General features: G+C 39.9%; 20 protein-coding genes. 18 read left to right on the top strand and 2 right to left on the bottom strand.

Going from position 1 to position 21,730, the window contains the following annotated elements:
• The first annotated feature begins 45 nt into the window (after positions 1 to 45).
• The 3 genes from BUF11_RS21650 (at position 46) to BUF11_RS21640 (ending at position 4,355) form a co-directional block, all read left to right on the top strand.
• Entirely contained in the window at positions 46 to 1,467 is a 1,422-nt protein-coding gene (locus BUF11_RS21650) for a carbohydrate ABC transporter permease (RefSeq protein ID WP_084558815.1), read from the top strand.
• Entirely contained in the window at positions 1,467 to 2,321 is an 855-nt protein-coding gene (locus BUF11_RS21645) for a sugar ABC transporter permease (protein WP_073590968.1), read from the top strand. Before BUF11_RS21650 ends, BUF11_RS21645 begins: the two co-directional genes overlap by 1 nt.
• A gap of 345 nt (positions 2,322 to 2,666) precedes the next feature.
• The gene (locus BUF11_RS21640; RefSeq protein WP_073590967.1) at positions 2,667 to 4,355 is read left to right on the top strand and encodes an alpha-amylase family glycosyl hydrolase; all 1,689 of its coding nucleotides are present in this window, start codon (positions 2,667 to 2,669) and stop codon (positions 4,353 to 4,355) included.
• 496 nt (positions 4,356 to 4,851) lie between these two features.
• Here BUF11_RS21640 and BUF11_RS21635 read toward each other — a convergent pair whose 3' ends face one another.
• Positions 4,852 to 5,073 (bottom strand): YaaL family protein, encoded by a 222-nt coding sequence (locus BUF11_RS21635; protein ID WP_073590966.1) that lies wholly within the window; start codon positions 5,071 to 5,073, stop codon positions 4,852 to 4,854.
• A 122-nt stretch (positions 5,074 to 5,195) separates the two neighbouring features.
• Between BUF11_RS21635 and BUF11_RS21630 the strand changes: the two genes are divergently transcribed.
• The 15 genes from BUF11_RS21630 to BUF11_RS21560 all read left to right on the top strand — a co-directional run bounded on the left by BUF11_RS21630 (position 5,196) and on the right by BUF11_RS21560 (position 20,785).
• The gene (locus tag BUF11_RS21630) at positions 5,196 to 5,474 is read left to right on the top strand and encodes a pro-sigmaK processing inhibitor BofA family protein (RefSeq protein ID WP_084558814.1); all 279 of its coding nucleotides are present in this window, start codon (positions 5,196 to 5,198) and stop codon (positions 5,472 to 5,474) included.
• Between the two features lie 177 nt (positions 5,475 to 5,651).
• Positions 5,652 to 6,233 carry an A24 family peptidase gene (locus BUF11_RS21625; RefSeq protein WP_073590965.1) on the top strand — a complete coding sequence of 194 codons (582 nt, stop codon included), beginning with the start codon at positions 5,652 to 5,654 and terminating at the stop codon, positions 6,231 to 6,233.
• Positions 6,234 to 6,337: 104 nt separating this feature from the next.
• On the top strand, positions 6,338 to 7,285 hold the full coding sequence (locus tag BUF11_RS21620; RefSeq protein WP_073590964.1) for a hypothetical protein: 948 nt from the start codon (positions 6,338 to 6,340) through the stop codon (positions 7,283 to 7,285).
• Complete coding sequence (locus BUF11_RS21615) at positions 7,282 to 8,487, top strand: CpaF family protein (RefSeq protein WP_073590963.1); 1,206 nt, start codon at positions 7,282 to 7,284, stop codon at positions 8,485 to 8,487. Before BUF11_RS21620 ends, BUF11_RS21615 begins: the two co-directional genes overlap by 4 nt.
• Before the next feature lie 262 nt (positions 8,488 to 8,749).
• Complete coding sequence (locus BUF11_RS21610; RefSeq protein ID WP_175562124.1) at positions 8,750 to 9,298, top strand: type II secretion system F family protein; 549 nt, start codon at positions 8,750 to 8,752, stop codon at positions 9,296 to 9,298.
• Between the two features lie 28 nt (positions 9,299 to 9,326).
• Positions 9,327 to 10,826: a type II secretion system F family protein gene (locus BUF11_RS21605; protein ID WP_073590962.1), complete on the top strand. Its 1,500-nt coding sequence runs from the start codon at positions 9,327 to 9,329 to the stop codon at positions 10,824 to 10,826.
• Between the two features lie 39 nt (positions 10,827 to 10,865).
• Complete coding sequence (locus BUF11_RS21600) at positions 10,866 to 11,036, top strand: Flp1 family type IVb pilin (RefSeq protein WP_073590961.1); 171 nt, start codon at positions 10,866 to 10,868, stop codon at positions 11,034 to 11,036.
• A gap of 14 nt (positions 11,037 to 11,050) precedes the next feature.
• Positions 11,051 to 13,468: a DUF5702 domain-containing protein gene (locus tag BUF11_RS21595; RefSeq protein ID WP_073590960.1), complete on the top strand. Its 2,418-nt coding sequence runs from the start codon at positions 11,051 to 11,053 to the stop codon at positions 13,466 to 13,468.
• 38 nt (positions 13,469 to 13,506) lie between these two features.
• On the top strand, positions 13,507 to 14,556 hold the full coding sequence (locus tag BUF11_RS21590) for a TadE/TadG family type IV pilus assembly protein (protein WP_073590959.1): 1,050 nt from the start codon (positions 13,507 to 13,509) through the stop codon (positions 14,554 to 14,556).
• A 64-nt stretch (positions 14,557 to 14,620) separates the two neighbouring features.
• Positions 14,621 to 15,046, top strand: coding sequence for a prepilin peptidase (locus BUF11_RS21585; protein ID WP_175562123.1), 426 nt, complete (start codon positions 14,621 to 14,623; stop codon positions 15,044 to 15,046).
• Positions 15,043 to 15,618 carry a TadE family protein gene (locus BUF11_RS21580; RefSeq protein ID WP_073590957.1) on the top strand — a complete coding sequence of 192 codons (576 nt, stop codon included), beginning with the start codon at positions 15,043 to 15,045 and terminating at the stop codon, positions 15,616 to 15,618. The genes BUF11_RS21585 and BUF11_RS21580 overlap by 4 nt, the downstream gene beginning before the upstream one ends.
• A gap of 16 nt (positions 15,619 to 15,634) precedes the next feature.
• Positions 15,635 to 17,035, top strand: coding sequence for a DUF6382 domain-containing protein (locus BUF11_RS21575; protein WP_073590956.1), 1,401 nt, complete (start codon positions 15,635 to 15,637; stop codon positions 17,033 to 17,035).
• A gap of 96 nt (positions 17,036 to 17,131) precedes the next feature.
• On the top strand, positions 17,132 to 18,625 hold the full coding sequence (gene glpK, locus BUF11_RS21570) for a glycerol kinase GlpK (protein WP_073590955.1): 1,494 nt from the start codon (positions 17,132 to 17,134) through the stop codon (positions 18,623 to 18,625).
• Between the two features lie 86 nt (positions 18,626 to 18,711).
• Positions 18,712 to 19,797: a rhomboid family intramembrane serine protease gene (locus BUF11_RS24870; RefSeq protein ID WP_242952437.1), complete on the top strand. Its 1,086-nt coding sequence runs from the start codon at positions 18,712 to 18,714 to the stop codon at positions 19,795 to 19,797.
• Positions 19,787 to 20,785, top strand: a complete 999-nt coding sequence (locus BUF11_RS21560; protein ID WP_073590954.1) for an SCP2 sterol-binding domain-containing protein — start codon at positions 19,787 to 19,789, stop codon at positions 20,783 to 20,785. Before BUF11_RS24870 ends, BUF11_RS21560 begins: the two co-directional genes overlap by 11 nt.
• 122 nt (positions 20,786 to 20,907) lie before the next feature.
• Here the strand turns inward: BUF11_RS21560 and BUF11_RS21555 are convergent, their stop codons facing one another.
• Positions 20,908 to 21,648: a sensor histidine kinase gene (locus BUF11_RS21555; RefSeq protein WP_073590953.1), complete on the bottom strand. Its 741-nt coding sequence runs from the start codon at positions 21,646 to 21,648 to the stop codon at positions 20,908 to 20,910.
• Positions 21,649 to 21,730: the final 82 nt, after the last annotated feature.

Below are 21,730 nucleotides of genomic sequence, written 5' to 3'. Positions count from 1 at the left end.
TGATTACAAAGTTAGCCGGCTGCGAATGGAGGGCATGGTTTAAAAATGGGAAAAGAAAATATATTTCATAAAATAAGCAAAGCCATTGTAAAGGCCTTCAAGGCGGTAGGCCGGTGGTTTGCATTTTTTGGACAACATTTTATAAAGGGAGATATTTTTACCAAACTCTCTTTTGGCATCTTGGGATTATCCAATATTATAAGGGGACAGATTGTTAAGGGATTACTCTTCCTTGGCCTGGAGGCTGCTTATATTTTTTATATGATAGAGAACGGTGTTCATTCACTGGGAGGACTAAGGGATCTTGGTACTCATAAACAGGGAATGGTAATGGATAAAAAGCTTGGTATTTTCGTATTGCAAAAAGGTGATAATTCCATGCTGATCTTACTGTATGGAGTAGTAGCACTGTCAATTACCATTGCATTTATTCTCCTTTATCGAACCGGTCTTAAATCTGCCTTGACGGTTCAGCAAGTCAAAGAGCAAGGCAAAAAGCCATTAAGCTTTCGGGAAGAGGTAAGAGATCTTTTTGATAAAGATCTTCATAAGACCCTGATGACGCTTCCGATAACAGGAATTGTCCTGTTTACGGTATTGCCGTTGTTTTTTATGATTCTGATTGCGTTTACCAATTATGATCACGATCATCAGCCGCCGGGAAATTTATTTACCTGGGTCGGATTAGAAAACTTTAAGACCATTCTTTTTTCCGGTCAGACTATCTCTTATACCTTCTGGCATGTTTTGGCATGGACCATTATCTGGGCGATTTTTGCCACCGGATTAAATTATCTGGGAGGGATCCTGTTAGCTCTTTTAATTAACCGGAAGGAAACAAGAGGAAAAGGATTATGGCGTACTCTCTTTGTTATTTCCATAGCAGTACCCCAGTTTGTATCCCTTTTAGTTGTCAGGACAATGTTAAATAACAGTGGTGCTGTTAATGCTTTATTGCACCAGCTGGGCTTGATACCCCAGGGAACTTACCTTCCGTTCCTGTCCGATCCTACATGGGCAAGGATTACGGTAATCATTGTAAACTTATGGGTAGGTATACCGTATACAATGCTTATTACAACCGGTATCCTGGCTAATATACCTGCCGACCTGTATGAATCTGCCAGGGTAGATGGTGCAAAGCCGGTTACCATGTTCTTTAAGATTACCATGCCCTATGTACTATTTGTAACAACGCCCTATTTGATAACCCAGTTTATCGGTAATTTCAACAATTTCAATGTAATATACTTCCTGACAGCAGGAAGACCAGATACACTATCCTATTATCAGGCTGGAAAGACAGATTTACTTGTTACCTGGCTGTATAAACTGACTACCGGGCAGATGAAGGATTACTCCTTTGCCTCAACCATCGGTATTTTAGTATTTGTAATATCGGCAGTGCTTTCGTTGTCAACTTATAGAAAGACGGCATCTTATAACAGAGAGGAGGATTTCCAATAATGAGCAGACCTAGTGCTAATCGAACCAAAAAGACAACAAAAAATGTTCTGGTGCATGCCTTGTTATTGATTCTGGCCCTGATATGGCTGATACCAATCCTCTGGGTTGTTATGACCTCTTTTAGCGGGGATAAGGCTTTTTCCAGTAATTTTTTCCCCAGAAAGTTTACAACCGCTAATTTTAAGACATTGTTTACGGATACAGCTCAGTTTTACTTCCTGCGCTGGTTCATGAATACCTTAGTGGTTGCGGTGTGCTCCTGTATCCTGTCGACCTTCTATGTATTATCCGTATCCTATGCCATATCCAGGTTACGCTTTAAATTGAGAAAGCCATATATGAACATAGCCCTGATTCTTGGAATGTTTCCGGGATTCATGTCTATGATTGCAGTTTATTATATATTAAAGGGATTAAACCTTACTCAGTCCCTTTTAGCATTGATCCTTGTATATTCCGGAGGTGCCGGCTTAGGCTTTTATATTGCCAAGGGATTTTTTGATACTATACCCCGTGCAATTGATGAGGCAGCATGGCTGGACGGAGCCTCCAAATGGAAAGTATTCACAAAAATAACGATACCCTTATCAAAGCCCATAATTATATATACGATATTAACCTCCTTTATGGCACCGTGGGGTGATTATATCTTCGTAAGTGTTATCATGGGAGATAATTATAACAACTATACGGTGGCATTGGGTCTTTATAGAATGCTTGAGAAAGAATTCATCAATACCTGGTATAACCGGTTTGCTGCCGGGGCGGTTCTGGTATCCATCCCCATTGCGCTTTTGTTTATCTGTATGCAAAAGTATTATGTGGAAGGCGTATCAGGTGCCGTAAAGGGCTAATGTGAATTATTGAAAAGCATACTTCACACAAATGCCTTCGAAATCCTCGGCACAAACTTGAGGTGTATTGAAGAAGGCATAGCATTTTCAAATTTTATTTAAGCAGTAGTGCGGCGCTGACAGCAGAATAGATTTGCAAATACAGAAAGAGAGAAAGGAACTTTAGACATCCCTTCCCTCTTTCTTGTTGCATACGCCGGATTTTCAGATGGGAATGAACAAATATCCAATCTGTAATTTGATATTCACGAAAGGAGATTAGGTTGAAAAAACAAAAAACTGTTTTTTCAACTACATATTCAGGAATATCAAATCAAAGATTTAATATTCACGAAAGGAGTTAACATGAAAAAAAGAGCACATATAATAAGCTTTATCCTTATCCTGGCTCTTTTATTTACCGGCTGTTCCGGAAACAAGGAAAACACTTCCAAGGAGCCGGTGAAGGAAACGACCGAAAAGGGGACAGGGAATATAAAAACAGGTACCACGGAAACTAATGCTAAACCCATAGATGATAACTACGGGACCTATTATGAGGTATTCTTGTATTCTTACTATGACAGCAACAGTGATGGAATCGGGGATATCAACGGATTGATTGATAAGCTGGATTACATCAATGACGGGAACCCGGATACCACAACAGACTTAGGGGCAAACGGTATCTGGCTGATGCCGATTATGCCATCTGACTCTTACCATAAATATGATGTAAAGGATTACTATGACATTGATCCACAGTATGGTACTCTGGATGATTTCAAGCGTTTGACAGCCGAGTGCAATAAGAGGGGGATCAAGATTATTCTGGACCTTGTCATTAATCATACTTCGGATAAGAATCCCTGGTTTCAGTCGGCACTTAAGAGTCTTGCCATAGAACCCTGCGGACAGGAAAAATGCACCCATAAGGAACTATGCCGAGAACATAATCCCTATGTGAAGTATTATAACTTCGTGGAGGGCAAACCTGCCAAAGGAAATTATTACAGTACGGGAGTAGGCGACTGGTATTATGAAGGCGATTTCAGCCAGAGCATGCCGGACCTTAATCTGGATAATGAAGCCTTAAGAAAAGATATTGAGGACATTATGACCTTCTGGCTTGACATAGGAGTCCATGGTTTCAGGCTGGATGCAGCTCTTCATTATTTTGCAGAAGATACGGACAAAAACAATGAAGTACTTTCCTGGTTAAACACCTTTATTAAGGATAAGAATAAAGATAATTATATGGTTGCCGAGGTCTGGACGAATTTCTCCAAATATGCCCAGTATTATAAGAGCGGAATAGACAGTGTATTTAACTTTGCTTTTGCTACTGAGACCGGAGTAATTGCAAAGACACTCAATAGAAGTGCGCCTACTCCTCCCGGGCTTTATTTTGCCCAGGGTCTAAAGCAGGTACAGGATGGTATTAAGAAATACAATCCAAGCGGCATTGACGCTCCCTTCTTCACAAACCATGATACTGCCAGAGCCTATGGATATTTCTCCGGGGACATTGATAAGCTAAAGATGGCAGCAGGTATGAATTTGACAATGACAGGAAATACCTTTGTTTATTACGGAGAAGAGATCGGAATGACGGGAAGCGGGAAAGATGAGAATAAAAGAGCTCCTATGTATTGGTCTAAGAATGATTCTGCCGGTATGACAAAAGGGCCTGCCGGCATGGAAGAAACATCCTATCCCCTTGGAAGCGTAGAAGAGCAGGCAAAGGATGATAATTCCCTGTATAATTATTATAAGAAAGCAATTGCCTTAAGAAACACCATTCCCGGTATGGCAAGAGGTGATGTGGAAGTTGTACCTGCGGTAACAAATAATGATATTTCTGCTGTTACCAAGACTTATAACGGCAGCAAGCTTCTTCTCCTGTACAATTTTTCAAAGGAAGCAAAGCAGATAGATGTAAAAGCTCTTGGGTTTAGTAAGCTTGCCGGCTCTCTGGATACCGAAGCGGCGAAAACAGAGATAAAGGATGGAGTTGTTACACTGCCGGCTTATTCTATTGGAATACTGGAGTAATAAATAAAAAACAGCTTCCGTGTATTATGGCCTTTGGGGGTTTCGTACACGGAAGCTGTTCTAGTTATTTTTTCTTATGTTTGCTTCGTATAATAAGCAGACATACTGCCAGACAAAAAGGTATTTCCAGCCAGTAAGGAAGAAAAGAGAATATACAGGCTGAAAATATAATTATTATCAGGGCGATTATAAGACTAATTATAACTGCTAAAGAAATTCTTTTTATTGATTCAAGCCGTCTTTTTATTTAGAACCACCCCCGAACAGGAAATCCACTCCGTTTTTTAGAGCATTTGCACCGTTATCAATGGCTTTGTCAACAGCTTTTCCGACAGGCGTTTTGTCATTCGTTCTCTTTACAAATTTTACTTTTTATTTCCTGGACATATATGATTTTTGGCAAATTTGAAATAAATAAAAAGGAAGGATAACCGGAAATCTTATTGCAAAGTCTCTGGCTATCCTTTCTCTATAATAAGGTATTTTGTTTCATTGGTTAAATAACGCCGCAGTCATCTTCCAGCATTTTAGCTTGTTTTAAAAGAAATTTATATCGTTTTTGGACAGCATTCACTTCATAAATATAGCAGTCGATTAAATCAGGATCTACCACATTCTCAAAATTGGAATAAGCAGATTCCAGAGCAAGTTTTGTCATTTGAATCTCATTTAGCAGTGCCGTGTTATCTTGCCTCTTTCTTTTTGCAAATAATTTCATAATTGCTCCATTCCGCCCTTTATGGCTTATATAAGAAATAGGTTATTTATAGTATAGTCACGGAATTACCGGAATATACTTCATTAGATAGAAAAATATGCTAATTTTCAGAAAGGAATTGTATGGGGACGAAATGGTATTTCCTGGCGGCTATTTTGGCAATCTGTGTCTTTTTATTTTTGATTGGCTTTTTAAAAAGCCGCTTTGACCTTATTGTAAATTTTATTCTTAGAATATGCCTTGGTTTGCTTGGAATTTATCTGCTTAATACCATTTTAGCAAGCAGTCATATTACATTAGGAGTTGGGGTCAATAGTTTAAATGCACTGGTGGTAGGCCTTTTAGGATTGCCTGGATTTTTGCTATTGTATGGGACAGCAGCATACTTTCATTTTACATAGCAATCTAGGAAGGTATGAGTGCAGGATATATTTACGCTTCAGGAGAAAGAAAGGTAAAAAGTTACAAAGATTTCGAAAAAATTTAGGTAATGTAATGAATTTACATTTCTTTTGCTTCTTTCGTTGACAAAATAATACAAACGGGTGTAAGATGATGTCATCTTATAAAGCAAAGAGGTGAAGTCTATCGACTACAAATTCCTTTGTATTATCTTTCTTCTCCTGGCAGCAGTAAGAGAGGATTTTAAGTCTTATAAGATACCGAATTATCTGATAGCCCTAGGTCTTATGGCGAGTCTTGTTTTATATATAGCAGGGCATGGATGGGGAAGTATCTTATCTTGGTTTTCGGGAATTTTTTTCCCGTTTGCACTTTTGTTTCCTTTATTTTTTATCAGAGCAGTGGGAGCCGGTGATATAAAGCTGTTTTCCGTTATCGGAGGCTTTTATGGAGCGGCATTTGGTATCCAAACAATCATTTTATCATTTCTGGCAGCAGCCATATTTTCTGTTATCTTAATTATTCGAAAAAAACAATTCCAAAAAAGAATCCTTACCTTAAAACTTTATATGCATAAGCTGTACGTGGCAAAGGCGATGAAAGAAAAGAAGCCGCACTGGTATCATTATTACGATAGCAATACTGATAAGAGAGAAGGGGCTATCCATTTTTCAGCTTCGATTCTCATAGGGTTTGTAGCTGCAAAACTGCTTACCGTTTATTGTCCCGGATTTTCTTTCCTCTTTCTTTTCCTATAGATATAGTTTAAAAATGCGATGCATTTCTAAAGCTTCTTATTTGGGCGGTAAGGCAAGTAAGCTTGCGATATGCATTAGGAGTTTTCATACAGAAAGGAGATAAATTGTACAAGACGCTTGCTATCTATGATAAGGATATGGAATATTTAAGGCATCTGGCAGATTATCTGAAAAGTAAAGCCCCCGGACTATTCCAAATCAAGCTTTTTACAAAGGAAGAGACCTTGAAGGAATTTCTAAAGGCTGAAACGGCAGATATCCTTCTATTGGCAGAAGAAACACCGGAAGCGGAGAGTATGGCGGCATACTGCAGTCATCTGGTGCTGCTTACACCGGTTCCCATACCGGAGAAAAAATCTTCCCTACATACAATTTATAAGTACCAGCCGGGAGAGGCTATTTTGAAGGAATTAAGAGAGCTGCTGCCGGAGGGTGCCCTAAGAAATACAGGGGCACATACTCTGGAAAAAGAAATTATCAGTGTTATTTCCTTGAATCCAGGCAAACTAAGCCAGGGATTTTCCTTGTCCCTGTGGAATGAAAAATGCGAAGAAAAAAAGACTCTTTTTATCACTTTTTTAGCCTATCCTCTTTTGAAAGAATTAAGAATACAGGAAGGGGAAACAGGACTGTCGGAATTTATCTATTATCTGAAACAGAATGCACCCGGACTGGTAAGGAAAGGAAAAGAATATGTAAACATAAGGGAAAACTTTGAATACATCAAGGGCGTTTCCTTTGGAACAGATCTTTATGAGTTAACGGCAGAAGACGTAAGCAACTGGTTTGTGCTTCTCTCAAGTTGGGAATATGATACGGTTCTTTTTGATATTGGAATCTTTACACAAGCATCCATAAAGGTGCTTCAGGAAAGCTCTGTGGTTTATCTTGTATCAGAGGAGGACAGGCTAAATGAAGAACAGCTTGCTAACTTTTTTCTGCAGCTAAAATGGGCAGGTTACGAAGAACTGCTTCAAAAAATAGTTATAATCAGAGTGGGAAAGGAGAAGGCAAACAGCTATGAGGACTGCCTCTTAAAGGAGCTAGTATGAAAAAACAGGAACTAATTGAAGAAGTAAGGCGGCGTATTGATTTAACCCGTGAGGTAGAGGACGAAGAAATTCTGGAGACAGTGGATGAACTGCTCCTTCGTAAGGGCAGAGAGGAGTTTATTACTCTTAAGGAGAAAAATGAGCTAAGAAAAGAGGTATTTAACTCGATTCGAAGGCTGGATGTGCTTCAGGAGCTTATAGAAGATCCGCAGATTACAGAGATCATGATAAATGGTTATAAAAACATCTTTGTAGAAAAAGCAGGAGCAATATTTCCCTGGAAGAAGGGGTTTGAATCAGAGAAGAGGTTGGAAGATATTATTCAGCAAATTGTTGCCAAGACAAACCGAATTGTAAACGAGTCCAATCCTATCGTTGATACCCGTCTTAAGGATGGGTCCAGAGTAAATATCGTATTACCACCCATATCTCTGGAAGGCCCTGTGATAACCATCCGTAAGTTTCCCGAAAAGCCTATTACGGTGGAACAGCTGATACAGATTGGTTCTGTAACCAGGGAAACGGCAGAATTCCTAAAAAAACTTGTACAGGCCGGTTACAATATTTTTATCAGCGGAGGAACAGGCTCCGGAAAGACTACGTTTCTAAATGTTTTGTCTAACTATATTCCTTCTGACGAAAGAGTGATTACCATTGAAGACTCTGCAGAACTTCAGATTAGAAATATTCCCAATCTCATAAGGCTTGAGGTGCGAAATGCCAACGTAGAGGGAAGGAATGAGGTAAGTATAAGGCAGCTTATTAAGACCAGCCTGCGCATGAGGCCAAACAGAATTATCCTCGGAGAAGTAAGGGACGAGGCAGCCCTTGACCTCTTACAGGCTATGAACAGCGGGCATGACGGCTCTCTTTCTACCGGACATGCTAATTCAACGGCCGATATGCTAAGCAGACTGGAAACCCTGGTACTAATGGGAGCAGACATCCCATTGATGGCAGTAAGGCAGCAGGTGTCTTCGGCAATTGACATTATGATACACCTTGGAAGACTAAGGGATAAATCCAGAAAAGTTCTTGAGATTACAGAGGTGCTGAATATGAAAGGAGGGGAGATACAGCTGAACAAGCTTTACAGCTTTGAAGAGACCGGCGAGGATGGAAGGGGAAAAGTGCTTGGGAATTTAAAACCAACCGGCAATGTCCTTAAGAACCAGGATAAGTTAAAAGCTGCCGGATTATAGTGTAGTTTATACACACCATTGTTATAACGGTACTATTATGATGTACCGTAAAGAGAAAGGGTCCAGGGTGATTGAAAATTATAATATATACCAGTACAGCAAAAAAGAACTATTCATGTTGATCTTTCAAGGAATTATTTTCTGTACCTTCTTTGGTTTTCTTTTTTACAATAGCCTTATTGGAGTTCTTTTGCTTCTCCCATTCGTATTTATCTATGTAAAAGGAAAAAAAGCAGAGTATATCCACAAGAGAAAATGGCAGTTGAATACAGAATTTAAAGATGCGCTTTTAAGCCTGATTGCTGCTTTAAATACAGGTTATTCCATTGAAAATGCTTTTCATCAGGCGCTCATAGACTTAAGGCAGATGTATGGGGAGGGTTCCCTGATTATACCGGAATTCGAAACAATTGTGAACAAGATTTATATGAATCAGAATACAGAGGATATTTTAAGTGATTTGGGTGAAAGGAGTGATGTGGAGGATATTAAGAATTTTGCAGAGGTTTTTCGCACAGCGAAACGGACCGGCGGAGATAGTATACGTATTATGCGAAGTACGGAAAAGACCATAAGTGAGAAAATTGAGGTCGAAAGGGAGATTCAGACTCTGATTTCAGGAAAACGCCTGGAAGCAAAAATTATGAATATTATGCCCTGTGGGATTATCTGTTATTTTAGAATATCATCACCGGGATTTCTTGACCCCCTCTATGGAAACTTCTTGGGAGTATTTATTATGACAGCAGTACTTGCCGTCTATTATGGAATTATCAGGGTCACAAAGAGGCTGACAGACATTCGGGTATAGGTGCTTTGGAAAGGGTGTGGTTACTTTTATGACAATTATTCTGGGAATAATTATTATCTTGTTTTCCTTTTTGGCTTTATCAGTAAGAAATTATGAGAAAGAGTTAGTTGGCACTCTTTCAAAAAAGGATCATCCGCTGCTGTTTTTATATCCATTAGCATTTTTCCTGCAGGATAAAGCAGGCGGTTTTCTTAAAAAGAATAAAATAATTCCGGTGAGTGCTAAGAAATCTTTTGCGAACCAGGAGATAAAAGATAAATTAAAGGCCTTGTATGTTGGAGAGAATGCAGAAAAAACAGTACGCATACACAGAGGCAAAATGCTTGCGCTGGCCCTTTTGCTGTTCCTTCTTTTTGATGCAATGGCTTTTTTTGGCAGTATCAATAAAGAAGGAGGGAAATTAATTGAAGGAAGATATCTTCAAAGGCCGTCCTGGAAGGAAGAGGATACATCCGCCACCTTGACAGCGTTGATGAAGGATGCTGCCGGAAGGCTGCTTCATAAGGAGCTTGAGGTACCTGTCTCTACGGAAAGCTTAACCGGAGAAGAAATAGAAAAAGAATTTGATAAGGGCATTGCCTATCTTGATAAAAATATCCTTAAAGAGAACAAATCGGCTGATTCCATCAATTCCTCCTTATATTTCCCCAAAAGTATCCCGGATACGAAGATTAAGGTGAACTGGTCAGGCAATGACACAAAGGTTCTTGGAAATGACGGGAGTATACATAATGAAGAACTAAAGGAGAAGGAGCTGATAGAGGTTACTGCCAAGCTGACCTTACAGGATAGAAGCATAATTCTTACCAGAGCCTTTATAGTACAGCCCAAGGCCTATACAGAGGAAGAAAATGCAGTAAAAGAGCTTAAAGATGCCTTAAAGGAAAAAGATAAAGACAGCCGGTATGAAAAACGTTTGAGCCTGCCGGAAGGTATACCCGGCTACGCAGTCAGCTGGCAGGAAGAAAAAAATAATGGTGCAGTGAAGTTGTTCCTGCTTGGGCTTTTAGCAGCTGGCTTAAGTATCCCATTAACAAACAGAGAGGTATCCATAAAGGCAGAAAAGAGGAATAAGGAACTGCTGCTTGATTATCCTGGCATCATTAATAAATTTTTGCTTCTTGTAAACGCAGGTATGTCCATATCAAATGCCTGGATAAAGATTGCAGAGGATTACTGGAAAAAGGGTGGAGATAAGAAGTATGCCTTTGAGGAAATGGCATATACGGTAAAAGAGCTTAAGATGGGAGTATCCGAAAGTACAGCTTACGAAGAATTTGGAAGGAGGGTAAAGCTAATGCCATACCTTCGGTTTAGTACACTCCTTGCGCAAAATATCCAAAAAGGTTCTCCGGATTTTATAAGAATACTGGAAGCGGAGACTCTTAAGGCATTTGAGGAAAGAAAGGAAGCGGCAAAGAAGGCGGGAGAAGAAGCAGGCACCAAGCTGTTGATTCCTATGGTGATAATGCTTGCCCTGGTTATGGTAATTATACTGGTACCGGCGATGTCCTCCTTTCAGCTATAACAGAATATTAGAAATAACGGAATAAGAAAGGAAAAGAACATGAATCTATTAAAGGAATTTCTAGTTGAAGAAGATGGAGTAGGAGTAGTGGAAGTGGTATTGATTCTGGTGGTATTAATCGGCCTGGTGATAATTTTCAGAGATGCTATAGCAGATGTTGTTAATAAAGTGGTGGGAAAAATAACCAAAGATGCCGGAACCTTTTATTAGGAGGGGACTACAAAGTGAAAAAGAAGGAAAGTGGTGTTATTACCGTATTCTTAAGTATCATATTGCTTGCTGTACTGGCACTCATTCTTACGACGGAAGAAGCCGTAAGACTTGAAAGCGGGCATGTCATGGCGGACAGGGCTTTTGATACCTCCATGGATTCTGCATTTGCCGGGTACTATGGCCCGTTGTTTGAAGAATATCATGTATTTGGCCTGGATACCGGATTTGGCTCAAAGGATGCAGATTACAATATGTTAACAGACAAACTGAAAGAATATATGGACTATACCTTTAACCCGGGAAAGGACATGGATGAGCTTCCCGTAAGCCTTCCGTTCTCCTTTCAACCTTATGGCATTAAGACAGAAAAAATTGATATTACACGAACGCAGACCCTTTTGGACAAAGATGGAGAGCTGTTTGCAAAGCAGGCATCCGAGTACATGAAATATAAGGTTCCGGAAAATGGAGTTAAAAGCCTTTTAGAGAAACTTAAAATCATGGAAGGGACAGGCAAAACAGGAGAAATTTTAGAACAGAAGCAGGATGCCCAAGAGACAGAAGCAGAGCTTGAAGGCAAGGTGCTTAAGCTTATGGAAGCCATAGACGGCTTTGAAATGAAGAAGCATGGAATAAAAACCGAAGGGGATATGGCTAAGATAAAAGGCAGCTTTGTAAAGAAACTATGGACGGAAACAGTTGATAGAAACAGCCTTGGTATAGACAATGACTGGCTGTTTCAATCGGTACGGGGCCATTATCTGAATCCGCTTACAGAGTTAGATGGAATAAGAGGCGAATTACAAAGCCTTTATAATTGCCCCCGAAAGCGGGAAGAAGCAAGTAACAGGCTAAAGGCGCTGCAAAGTGCCGATACCTCCAAATACACCAAGAAGGAGAAGAAAAAGCATGCTGATGAAATTGCAGCGGTACAGGAAGAGATAGAGAATTATAAAAAGGAAGAAGAAGGGCTGATAGAGAATCTTAATATGGGCGGAGAGCATCTGGAAAGTATTCTTAAGGCTGAAACAGGGCCGATTGAGGAAGCCCTTAGGATATTGGATGAGATGGAACCTCTTAGCGAAAAAGCGAAAGCGGAGGCTGCAAAGTATGGAGAAAGCTTAAAGAAATACAAGGAAGAAATGGGAGGTGAGGCTTCTGAAAATATCCCGGGAGATCTTGAGCCAGCAGAATCTGATACAGACGGAGCACTTCAGTATGACTTTGACGGAATGGAAGTTTGCATTTCTTCGAATAAGGCTGCTATAGAAGAGTTTTTTAAACAGCATAAATTATCCCTGACCTCGGATAAAGCTTCCTGGCAGGCCTATGAGAACAGTTTAGGGACCTATGAAGAATGTGTAAACAGTCTTGATTTTAGTCCGCTTAAATTTTCTTATTCCGGCTGCATGAAGCCAAAGGACAGCGGTTCCTTTTTTAAGGGACTGAATAAAATTATTGATAACGGACTAATGGAGCTGGTAATTGAAGATACGGATACGGTTTCAAAGAATAAGATTGATACGAAAGAGCTTCCCTCCGGCATTATGAATACAGCAGGGATGGAAGAAGATGAAGGTAAACCTGCCAAAGAATTTGGTCTTGATAGCAAGAAGGGGATATATTCCCCTGTGTTTTCTTCCTTAAAGTCTGTTTTTGATTTGAAAGGGCAGGGGGCAGATATATTAAATAATATCTTATATCTCGAATATATCAAAGAGCATTTTGACGACTATATGAAAGGGCCAAAGAACGGCAAGAAGGTTCTAAGCTATGAAAAAGAATACATATTATGCGGAGAAGAAAAAGACTCGGATAATCTGAAAGGTGTGGTAAATAAAATAGTGCTTCTAAGAAGCCTTGCGGATACCATAATACTCCTTGCGGATACAAAGAGCAGGGAAGAAGCGCAGGTGATGGCAGCAGGCTTTGTAGGCTTTACCGGGATGCCTGCCATTATCGAGGCGGTGAAGTATGTAATTATTGTAACCTGGGGATTTTGTGAAGCTCTTGTGGATACGGCAGCTATATTTTCCGGTAAAAGTGTACCAATCATCAAGCAGAAAAAAGATTTTTCCTTAGCTCTTACCGATATTTTCGGACTGACGAAAGAAAGAATTTTAGAGAAAGCCTCCAAGATAAAGGAGGATGGAGGATTTGGCTGCGCAGATTATGAAACCTATCTGGATATATTTTTGTTCTTAAAAAATAAGGAGAGTAAGACTTATCATTCTCTGGACCTTATTCAGGAAAATCTGCGGGCGGAATACGGTGATAACTTTTGTATCAAAAACTGTCTGGCAGGCTTTGAAGCAGAGGGAGAGTTTCAGATGGAAAGCAGATTTATTGATTTCCCTTTTATTACCGGGGACAAAGAACTGACAGATGGGGTATACCGCTATCATATAAAGAAAGGGTATGTATATTGAGTGCTTTCCGTTATCTAACGGTTTAGCATTAACATAAAGTGGACAGGGATATCCGTCTTCAAAATAAAGAAGCAATCTCTCTCCGGGAAGCATCATCCACTATCTATAAAGGCGGATATCCCTGTTCGCTTTATGAGGAAGGAAAATACCAGATGGTACATAGGAAGAATAAACGCAACTGTAAAGGTTCCTTAACGGTAGAGTGTGCATTGGTATTTCCCTTGTTTCTTTATGCTATGATAGCAGTCATGTATTTTTTTCAGATATACCATTTACATGACATGCTCCAGCAGGCAATCACAAAGGAAGGTCTTAACATTGCCAGGTATGGGTATGTCTATCAGTACATAAAGGATTACGAAGGGAAAGAGGATTCTGTCAAGGACAGCGGTAAAAGGAATACAGAATTTTCCGGTGAAGCTGCCGGTGCGGAACCAGAAGACAGTGAGAACAAGCTTTCGGATACCTTAAAGGATCTTCTTGTTACAAAGAGTATTAATGCAGCTTATTTTCATCTTAAGCTCTCGGATTATGTAGAGGAGGACTATATCAATAAGTCTATTATAGAAGGCGGAATGGAGGGTGTATCTACTTATCTGTCAGATTTTATGGGCGAGGATGATCGTATAGATATTATTCTTTCCTATTACCTCAAACCGCCTGTCACACTGTTTGCGATAAATGATTTCTTTATCCTGCAAAGAGTTACATTGAGAGGCTGGAACGGATATTATCCTGATACGAAGGAGGAAAATGCCGAAGAGGAAGATACCGGATATGTATATATTACGGAGAACGGAAGCGTGTACCATCTGTGGGAGGATTGCACCTACTTAAAGATTTCTGTAAGAGAAACTTATTTTTCGAATATAGGGAATCTTCGTAATCTTTCCGGCGGTAAATATTATCCCTGTGAGTTATGCAAAAATATGAGACAAACTTCCGGAACAGTCTATATTACCGATACGGGTGACCGGTACCATGGGGATATCAATTGCAGTGCTTTAAAAAGGACAGTACTTAAAATCCCACTTTCAGAGGCAGGCAGCAGAGGTCTGTGTAAAAGGTGCCAAAAGAAAAAGAAATAAAAACAATGATGAAACAGGTATGAGAAACAAAAAAGGAAGTCAAGAAAGGAGCATGGGTATAAAGATGAAGGTATTATCAGAAATATTAATGGGCTTGTGGCTTCTTTTATGCGGATGGCAGGATTTTAAGGAAAAGAAGATATCCGCAGCCATATTAGCCGCAGGAGGGGTTGTGCTTGCAGTATTTTTTGCAGTGACAGGAGAACTGTCTGTTCCAAGCCGTCTATTAGGATTTGTGATAGGGTTATTGGTGCTGCTTTTAAGTAAGCTGATTAGAGGGCAGATAGGGTTGGGGGACGGAATCATTTTATGTATAACCGGGTTGTGCCTTGGCTTTCGGGATAATCTAAACTTACTTTTTTATAGTCTTACCCTTGCTGCTGTTGTATCTTTGGTTCTTTTGGTTTTAAAACGAGCAGGAAAGAAGGATACCATACCCTTTATACCTTTTGTGTTTCTATCCTATCTTGGAGGGCTGTTTCTATTATGAAAAGAAAAACAGACGGCAGCTATACCCTGGAAGCGGCAGTTTTGTTTCCGCTAATTCTATTTATAATAACTGCACTTCTTTATACCTGTTTTCTGCTTCATGACAAGGCAGTAATTGAAGGAAAGGTTCACCTTACTGTTCTTAATGGAGAAAAGGCAGCAAAAAAGTGCGCAGACCCGGTTACGGGGGAGATAGACTATGAAAGCTATCTGGAGGAAGGAATCTTTCGTCCGTTGTATGATAACAGTGAAGAAGCAGCCTCTATGAAAACAGCACTTCAGAATACAATAACAGAGAAAGTAATGTTTGCCCGCATATACAGCGTTACTGTTGAAATAAAGGGAGAAGAGATAACCGCCAGCGTAAATTATGGATTCGATATGCCAATAAGAGGAATTGAGGAATTTTTAAAAAGCGGCGGAACCAAATTTATTTATGAGGAAGAAAAGAGCTTTGACAATAACGAGGAATTCATCCGGGTCTTTCAGGTTGCGACGGATAGTGCAAAAGAACTGCCGGGAGCGGACAGTATACTGAAAACACTGCAAAAATCAATTGGCATATTGCAATAGGATAAAGGAGGCACTCATGGAAGAAGCAGGTATCAGACCGGAAAAAGAATATATAAAAGATAGGAAGAGCAACTATCTGGTTCTAAAAGGAGAGGGCTGTGAAAAAAGCTACAAGAATAAAATGCTGGCACAGTATACGATTCCCGGACTATTAAGGACAGAAATCAGAAGCATTGACAACATAGAGCTTTTTTATTATGATGTAACGGATTTAAAAACGGTTGAAAATATATATAAGAATAAAATATTTCATTTTCCAGAGGTAAAGAAACTTTTGGGAGGAATCTTTCAAACCATCGATAGCAGCATGGAATATTTTTTGGAGCAGGATGATTTTTTGATTTATCCGGAATACCTCTTTTTAAAGGAAGGGTTAGAAGATATTTGGCTATGTTATTTTCCGGGCTATGGGGAAAATATCGTAAACCAGCTGGCGGTTTTATTTGAATTTATCATGAACAAGGCGGATTATAAGGAGGAGCCGCTGGTGCTATTAATATATGCACTCTATAAGGAGAGCAGGGAAAAGAATACTACTCTCCATAAATTAAAAGACATATTAAAGGCATATGACCATGACCACCAGGAAATTAAAGTAAAGAAGATTTCGCTTTTGCAGGAGACAAAAAGTCCTGGAAATGACAAGGCAGAAACAGAAGTAAATCTCCCCGGTGAATATGAAAAGCAGGAGGAAGTAAGTTACTATGAAATACAGACTTACATAATGGCAGGAGTTGCAGCAGCTGTTGGGTTTGGTGTTTTATTAATCCTTTATAAGAACGGTATATTATCTAATGAAATGGGAGAGACCGATGCGGTAAAGGCAATGGCAGGAATTGCAGTGATGGTATGTTTGGTGGGATATGTATTTTCCAAATTGTTTGACCCTAAGATGAAGAGTACAAAAATGGTGACAAAATTAATATATGAAGAAAATAATCCAACAGAAAGTAAGATGGCTTATGCAGAGAATAAAGGCAGCGGATTAAAGAATGATAATAAAAAAAGTGCTGTAATAGAAAAGAAAACTGTATATGAAAAGGATGAATTTGCTACGCAACTGCTGGAAGAAGAGGATAAGACCGAAGTTATATATGTTAAGCCTACGGAGCCTTCCTATTACCTTATAGCGAAAGATAAGGAAAACTCTGCGGATATTCCCATTAAAGATTTCCCTTTCTATATAGGGAAGGATAAGAACCGCAACCAGCTGACCTTAAAAGAAGGCAGCGTAAGCAGGCTTCATGCGGTGCTGATTATAAGAGAGGAAGAAGTGTTTCTTACGGACTTAGGTTCCACCAACGGGACCTTTGTAAATGGACAGAAAGTAGAAAAGAACCAACCGGTTTCAATTAATAATTCGGACGAACTGGCTTTCTCCAGAGAGGTATATTTATTTAAAGTAAAAGAATTTTAGAATAATCAAAAATGCAGAAAGCTTGTATAAGTCACAGATTAATAGTATAATCTACCATTATAAGACTGTTATACAGTTGTCTTTTTTGGAGGATGTATGAAGAATTATATCATGGCTCTTGATCAGGGGACGACCAGTTCAAGATGTATTCTTTTCAACAAGCAGGGACAAGCCGCAAGCAAGGCACAAAAGGAATTTGGTCAGATATACCCGGTGGCGGGCTGGGTGGAGCAGGACCCTAAGGAAATCTGGTCCTCCCAGATAAGCGTGGCAACGGAAGCTATGGCAAAGCTGGGAGTAGAAGCAGAAGATATTGCTGCCATTGGGATAACAAACCAGAGAGAAACAACCATTCTATGGAATAAGCACACAGGGGAACCGGTTTATAATGCCATTGTATGGCAGTGCAGAAGAACTTCGGATATGGTGCAGGCAATAAAAGCAGGCGGATTAGACCAGGTGATAAGAATACGCACCGGGCTTATTCCGGATGCTTATTTTTCTGCTACCAAGATTAAGTGGATTCTTGACAATGTCAAAGGAGTAAGAGAAGAGGCAGAAAAGGGCAATATTCTCTTTGGTACGGTAGACACCTGGCTTATGTGGAAGCTAACAGGCGGCAAAGTATTTGCTACAGATTATACCAATGCTTCCAGAACCATGTTATATGATATTAATAAACTAAAATGGGATGATGAAATCCTTGCGGCACTTGATATCCCAAAGTCAATTCTTCCGGAAGTAAAACCCTCCAGCCATGTGTTTGGCTATACGGAAAAAGGACTTCTTGGCGGAAGGATTCCAATCTGCGGGGTAGCAGGGGACCAGCAGGCGGCGCTTTTTGGGCAGTGCTGCTTTGAGAAAGGTGACGTTAAGAATACCTATGGTACAGGATGCTTTCTTTTAATGAATACCGGGAATGTGCCGATAGTTTCTAATAATGGATTGCTTACGACTATTGCTGCTTCGGAAAAAGGAGAAATCCAGTACGCTTTAGAAGGAAGTGTATTTGTTGCAGGAGCAGCCGTACAGTGGCTAAGGGATGAACTGCAGATAATCAGAAATGCTTCAGAGACAGAAGAAGCTGCCCTGGCAGTGAAAGATACAAACGGTGTTTATGTAGTTCCGGCTTTTTCAGGGCTTGGAGCACCTTATTGGGATCAATATGCCAGAGGAACTATTGTGGGGATTACGAGAGGTTTTCATAAGAATCATTTAATCAGAGCTACCTTAGAGTCCATCGCTTATCAGACCTATGAGGTGTTAAAGGCAATGGAGCAGGATGCTAAAGTAGAGATTAAAGGCGTAAAGGCAGACGGGGGAGCTTCCTCCAATAATTTTCTGATGCAGTTTCAGGCGGATCTTCTTGGCATAGAAGTGTCAAGGCCCTCCTGCGTGGAAACAACGGCAATGGGAGCAGCCTACCTTGCTGGTCTGGCAGCCGGATACTGGCAGGATAAAGAAGAGATTAAACAGCACGGTGAAGCATCCAGAGTATTTTCACCGGATATGGAGGAAGATATCAGAAAGAGTAAGCTTCATGGCTGGAACAGGGCCGTAAGAAGGTCTTTTGGCTGGGAAGAAGAATAATATGGGACTTAAGTTGAAAATAAAATTTTCAACTACCGGTTAATGGATATTAAATCAAAGATTTGATATTCACGAAAGAGGTTAACATGATAATTGATGATATTAAAAATTTCCTTGTAGAAAAAAATTTAAGACCGATTGCTGTGAATGCAGAAAGAATCTCTCTCTATTATCAGGATAGAGAGGAGGGTTACTATGCGCTTTTAGTCCTTGATTGTCCTATGGGGTCTGAATTTACTGCCCAGCAATACCAGAATATCAAAAGGCAGATTTATGAGAGCCTGGTAAGGAACAGTACCAAAAGAATATATATCCATACCATTCTGGTGACAGAAAATACAAGCGCAGCCAGCCGGATTACAGAGAAGGAAGCAGAATCCTGGATAATTGATACAGGGAGCTTCCGGCTGATTATCTACGAAAACCAAAGATATGATTTTATCGGTATAAGAAGAGCGATGGAGGATTTCTTATTAAAGGAGTACCTCCCCTATGCAGAAAATGAAGAGGAAAATATGCCTTATGAAGCTATAAGGCCTACGAAGAAGAGTACACTTTCGAGGTACTTTTCTCCGGTTAACACAAGCATTGTTCTTTTGAATATTTTGGTGTTTCTTGTTATCAATACTTTATTGCCTGTAAGAACAGAGGATATTTTGGTAACGAAAGGGGCTCTTTCCTGGCGGGACATATTAGAGAACGGAGAATATTACCGCTTGGCTACCTATATGTTTTTGCATTCGGGAACAGATCATTTGACAAATAACATGATAGTACTGCTGTTTATCGGAGATAATCTGGAAAGGGCCATAGGAAGGTGGAAATACTTAATAGTGTACTTAGGTGCCGGGATTTTAGCCGGGGGTGCCTCTATTCTTCACAATATGATAGAATATAACAACATTATATCAATCGGTGCCTCAGGAGCTATCTTTGGGGTGGTAGGTGCAATGGCATATATCGTTATCGCTAACAGGGGAAGGCTTGAAAACATCAGTACCGCACAGCTTGTCCTGTTTGTGATATTCAGTTTGTATGGAGGCCTGACCAGTCAGGGAGTCGATAATGCTGCCCATATCGGGGGGCTGATAAGCGGGTTTATCCTTGCAGCAGTTATATATAGAAGACAAAAGAAAAGCCACATAGGGATGGGAGGTAATTATGAAGATTAATATCTATTATGGAGGGAGAGGGTTGATTGAAGACCCTACCATATATGTGATCCACAAATTAACCGAGGTATTGGAAGAACTTAGAGTTAATGTAACCAGATATAATCTCTACGAAGAGAAGAATGGAATTGCCATGCTTCCCAAGACTTTAAAAGAAGCGGACGGTATTATTCTTGCAGTAAATGTGGAATGGCTTGGAATCGGCGGATTTATGCAGCAGTTCTTAGATGCCTGCTGGCTGTATGCCGATAAGGAACATATCGGAAAGCTTTATATGCTGCCGGTAGTTATGGCCATTGCAGGAGGAGAAAGAGAAGCAGAAAGCTATCTGGTGCGCTCATGGGAGATATTGGGAGGCATTGCACTGGACGGAATAAGGGCATATGTAGAGGACCGCGTTGATTTTGAGACCAATCAGACCTACGGCCTTATGATAGAGAAATATGCCGAGCGGCTTTATAAAGCGGTCAATCAAAAAGCAAAAATGTTGCCGGGCAGTAATTTCTATATGAAGAAGCAATTGTTAAAGGGCAGTATTAATGATCTTACTCCACAGGAGAGCGAGCAGCTTTCCATGTACGTATCGGATGATACTTATGTAAAGAAACAAAAGGAAGATATTGAAGAATTAGCGCAGATATTCAAAGGAATGTTAACCAGCAAGGAAGAAGAAGGTGAAGATATTCTTCCTAAGATTATTGAAAATTACCGTAGCATAAAGGATTTGGAAGCCGTATATGAAATCGGATTTACCGATTCAGATAAAACCATCATAGCAGAAATTTCGAAAGGAAAGCTTAACTGCTTCTATGGCAAAGGAACAGGCAATGCAGATGTAGAAGTTAAAATGTCCTTTTCTGTTATGGAAAGAGTATTATCCGGGAATATTACCATGCAGATGGCATTTATGTCAGGAGAATTAACGGCTAAAGGAAATTTCAGCCTGCTTCGTTCTTTTGATGAGGCATTTCCCTTTAAGAAAATCTGAAAAGGGAGTCAAAGGATTACCGAGGCAGGTAATCCTTTGAGACAAAGTGGATAAAGTACATTCATTCTCCATGATAAATAAATCTTAAGGGAGATTTATTTATCATACATGGAGTTACTCTCTTACAAGGGAAGGCTGATTAAAAAGGAGGTTTCTTCCCTTTTAGACGTTACGGTCAGGGTACCGCCGTGGGCAGTGATTATATTGGATGAAATAGCCAGGCCTAACCCGGTACCGTTCGCTTTATATGTAACAAAAGGAGTAAATATGGTGGGGAGGATATCCTCTGGAATTGGGTTGCCATTATTGCTTATGGTAATCAGAAGATTGGATGGGTCTTCTGCCTTACAGGCAATGTGGATGCAATTGCCCTTTTCAGTAGCTTCCAAGGCATTTTTAAGAATATTGGTAATTACCTGTTTCATTTTAATGCGGTCGAAAGAATATAAGGTGTAGCAAGGGATATCTTCATTATCAATGGAAAGAGATATTTCCACACCTTTCTGACTGGCAGCAGCCTGAAAACTGGCTAGAATGGACTTTAATAGTAGAAGAATATTTTGATTTTGCCGATTCACGGTATTGCTGTGATTATATGTACTAAAATCCTCCAATAAAAGCTCTAATTCATGGATATCATCTTTTAACTGCTCCCAGTATTTGATATTTTTTACTTCCGGACTGCTTGTTTCAATAAGCTGGGAAGTGCTTTTTATCAGTGTCAGGGGGTTGCGCAGTTCGTGACATATCTGTGAGGAGATGCTTTTACACCCATCAAGGCTTTTGGTCATAAAATAAGCAAAATCTTCATTGGAACTCATTAAATCCTGTAATTTATGTTGTTCTTCGTTGGAAAATAACATATTGTCCACCTCCTGAGATTATATTATCAGAATATGTTTTTTTTTACAATAAAATCTAATTTACAGGAAACGACAGTTAATG

The sequence above is a fragment of the Anaerocolumna xylanovorans DSM 12503 genome (genome assembly GCF_900143645.1).
GTDB classification, from domain to species: Bacteria; Bacillota; Clostridia; order Lachnospirales; family Lachnospiraceae; genus Anaerocolumna; species Anaerocolumna xylanovorans.
Note: the sequence above shows the minus strand (reverse complement) of the source record. Positions and strands in the feature narration are given on the sequence as shown.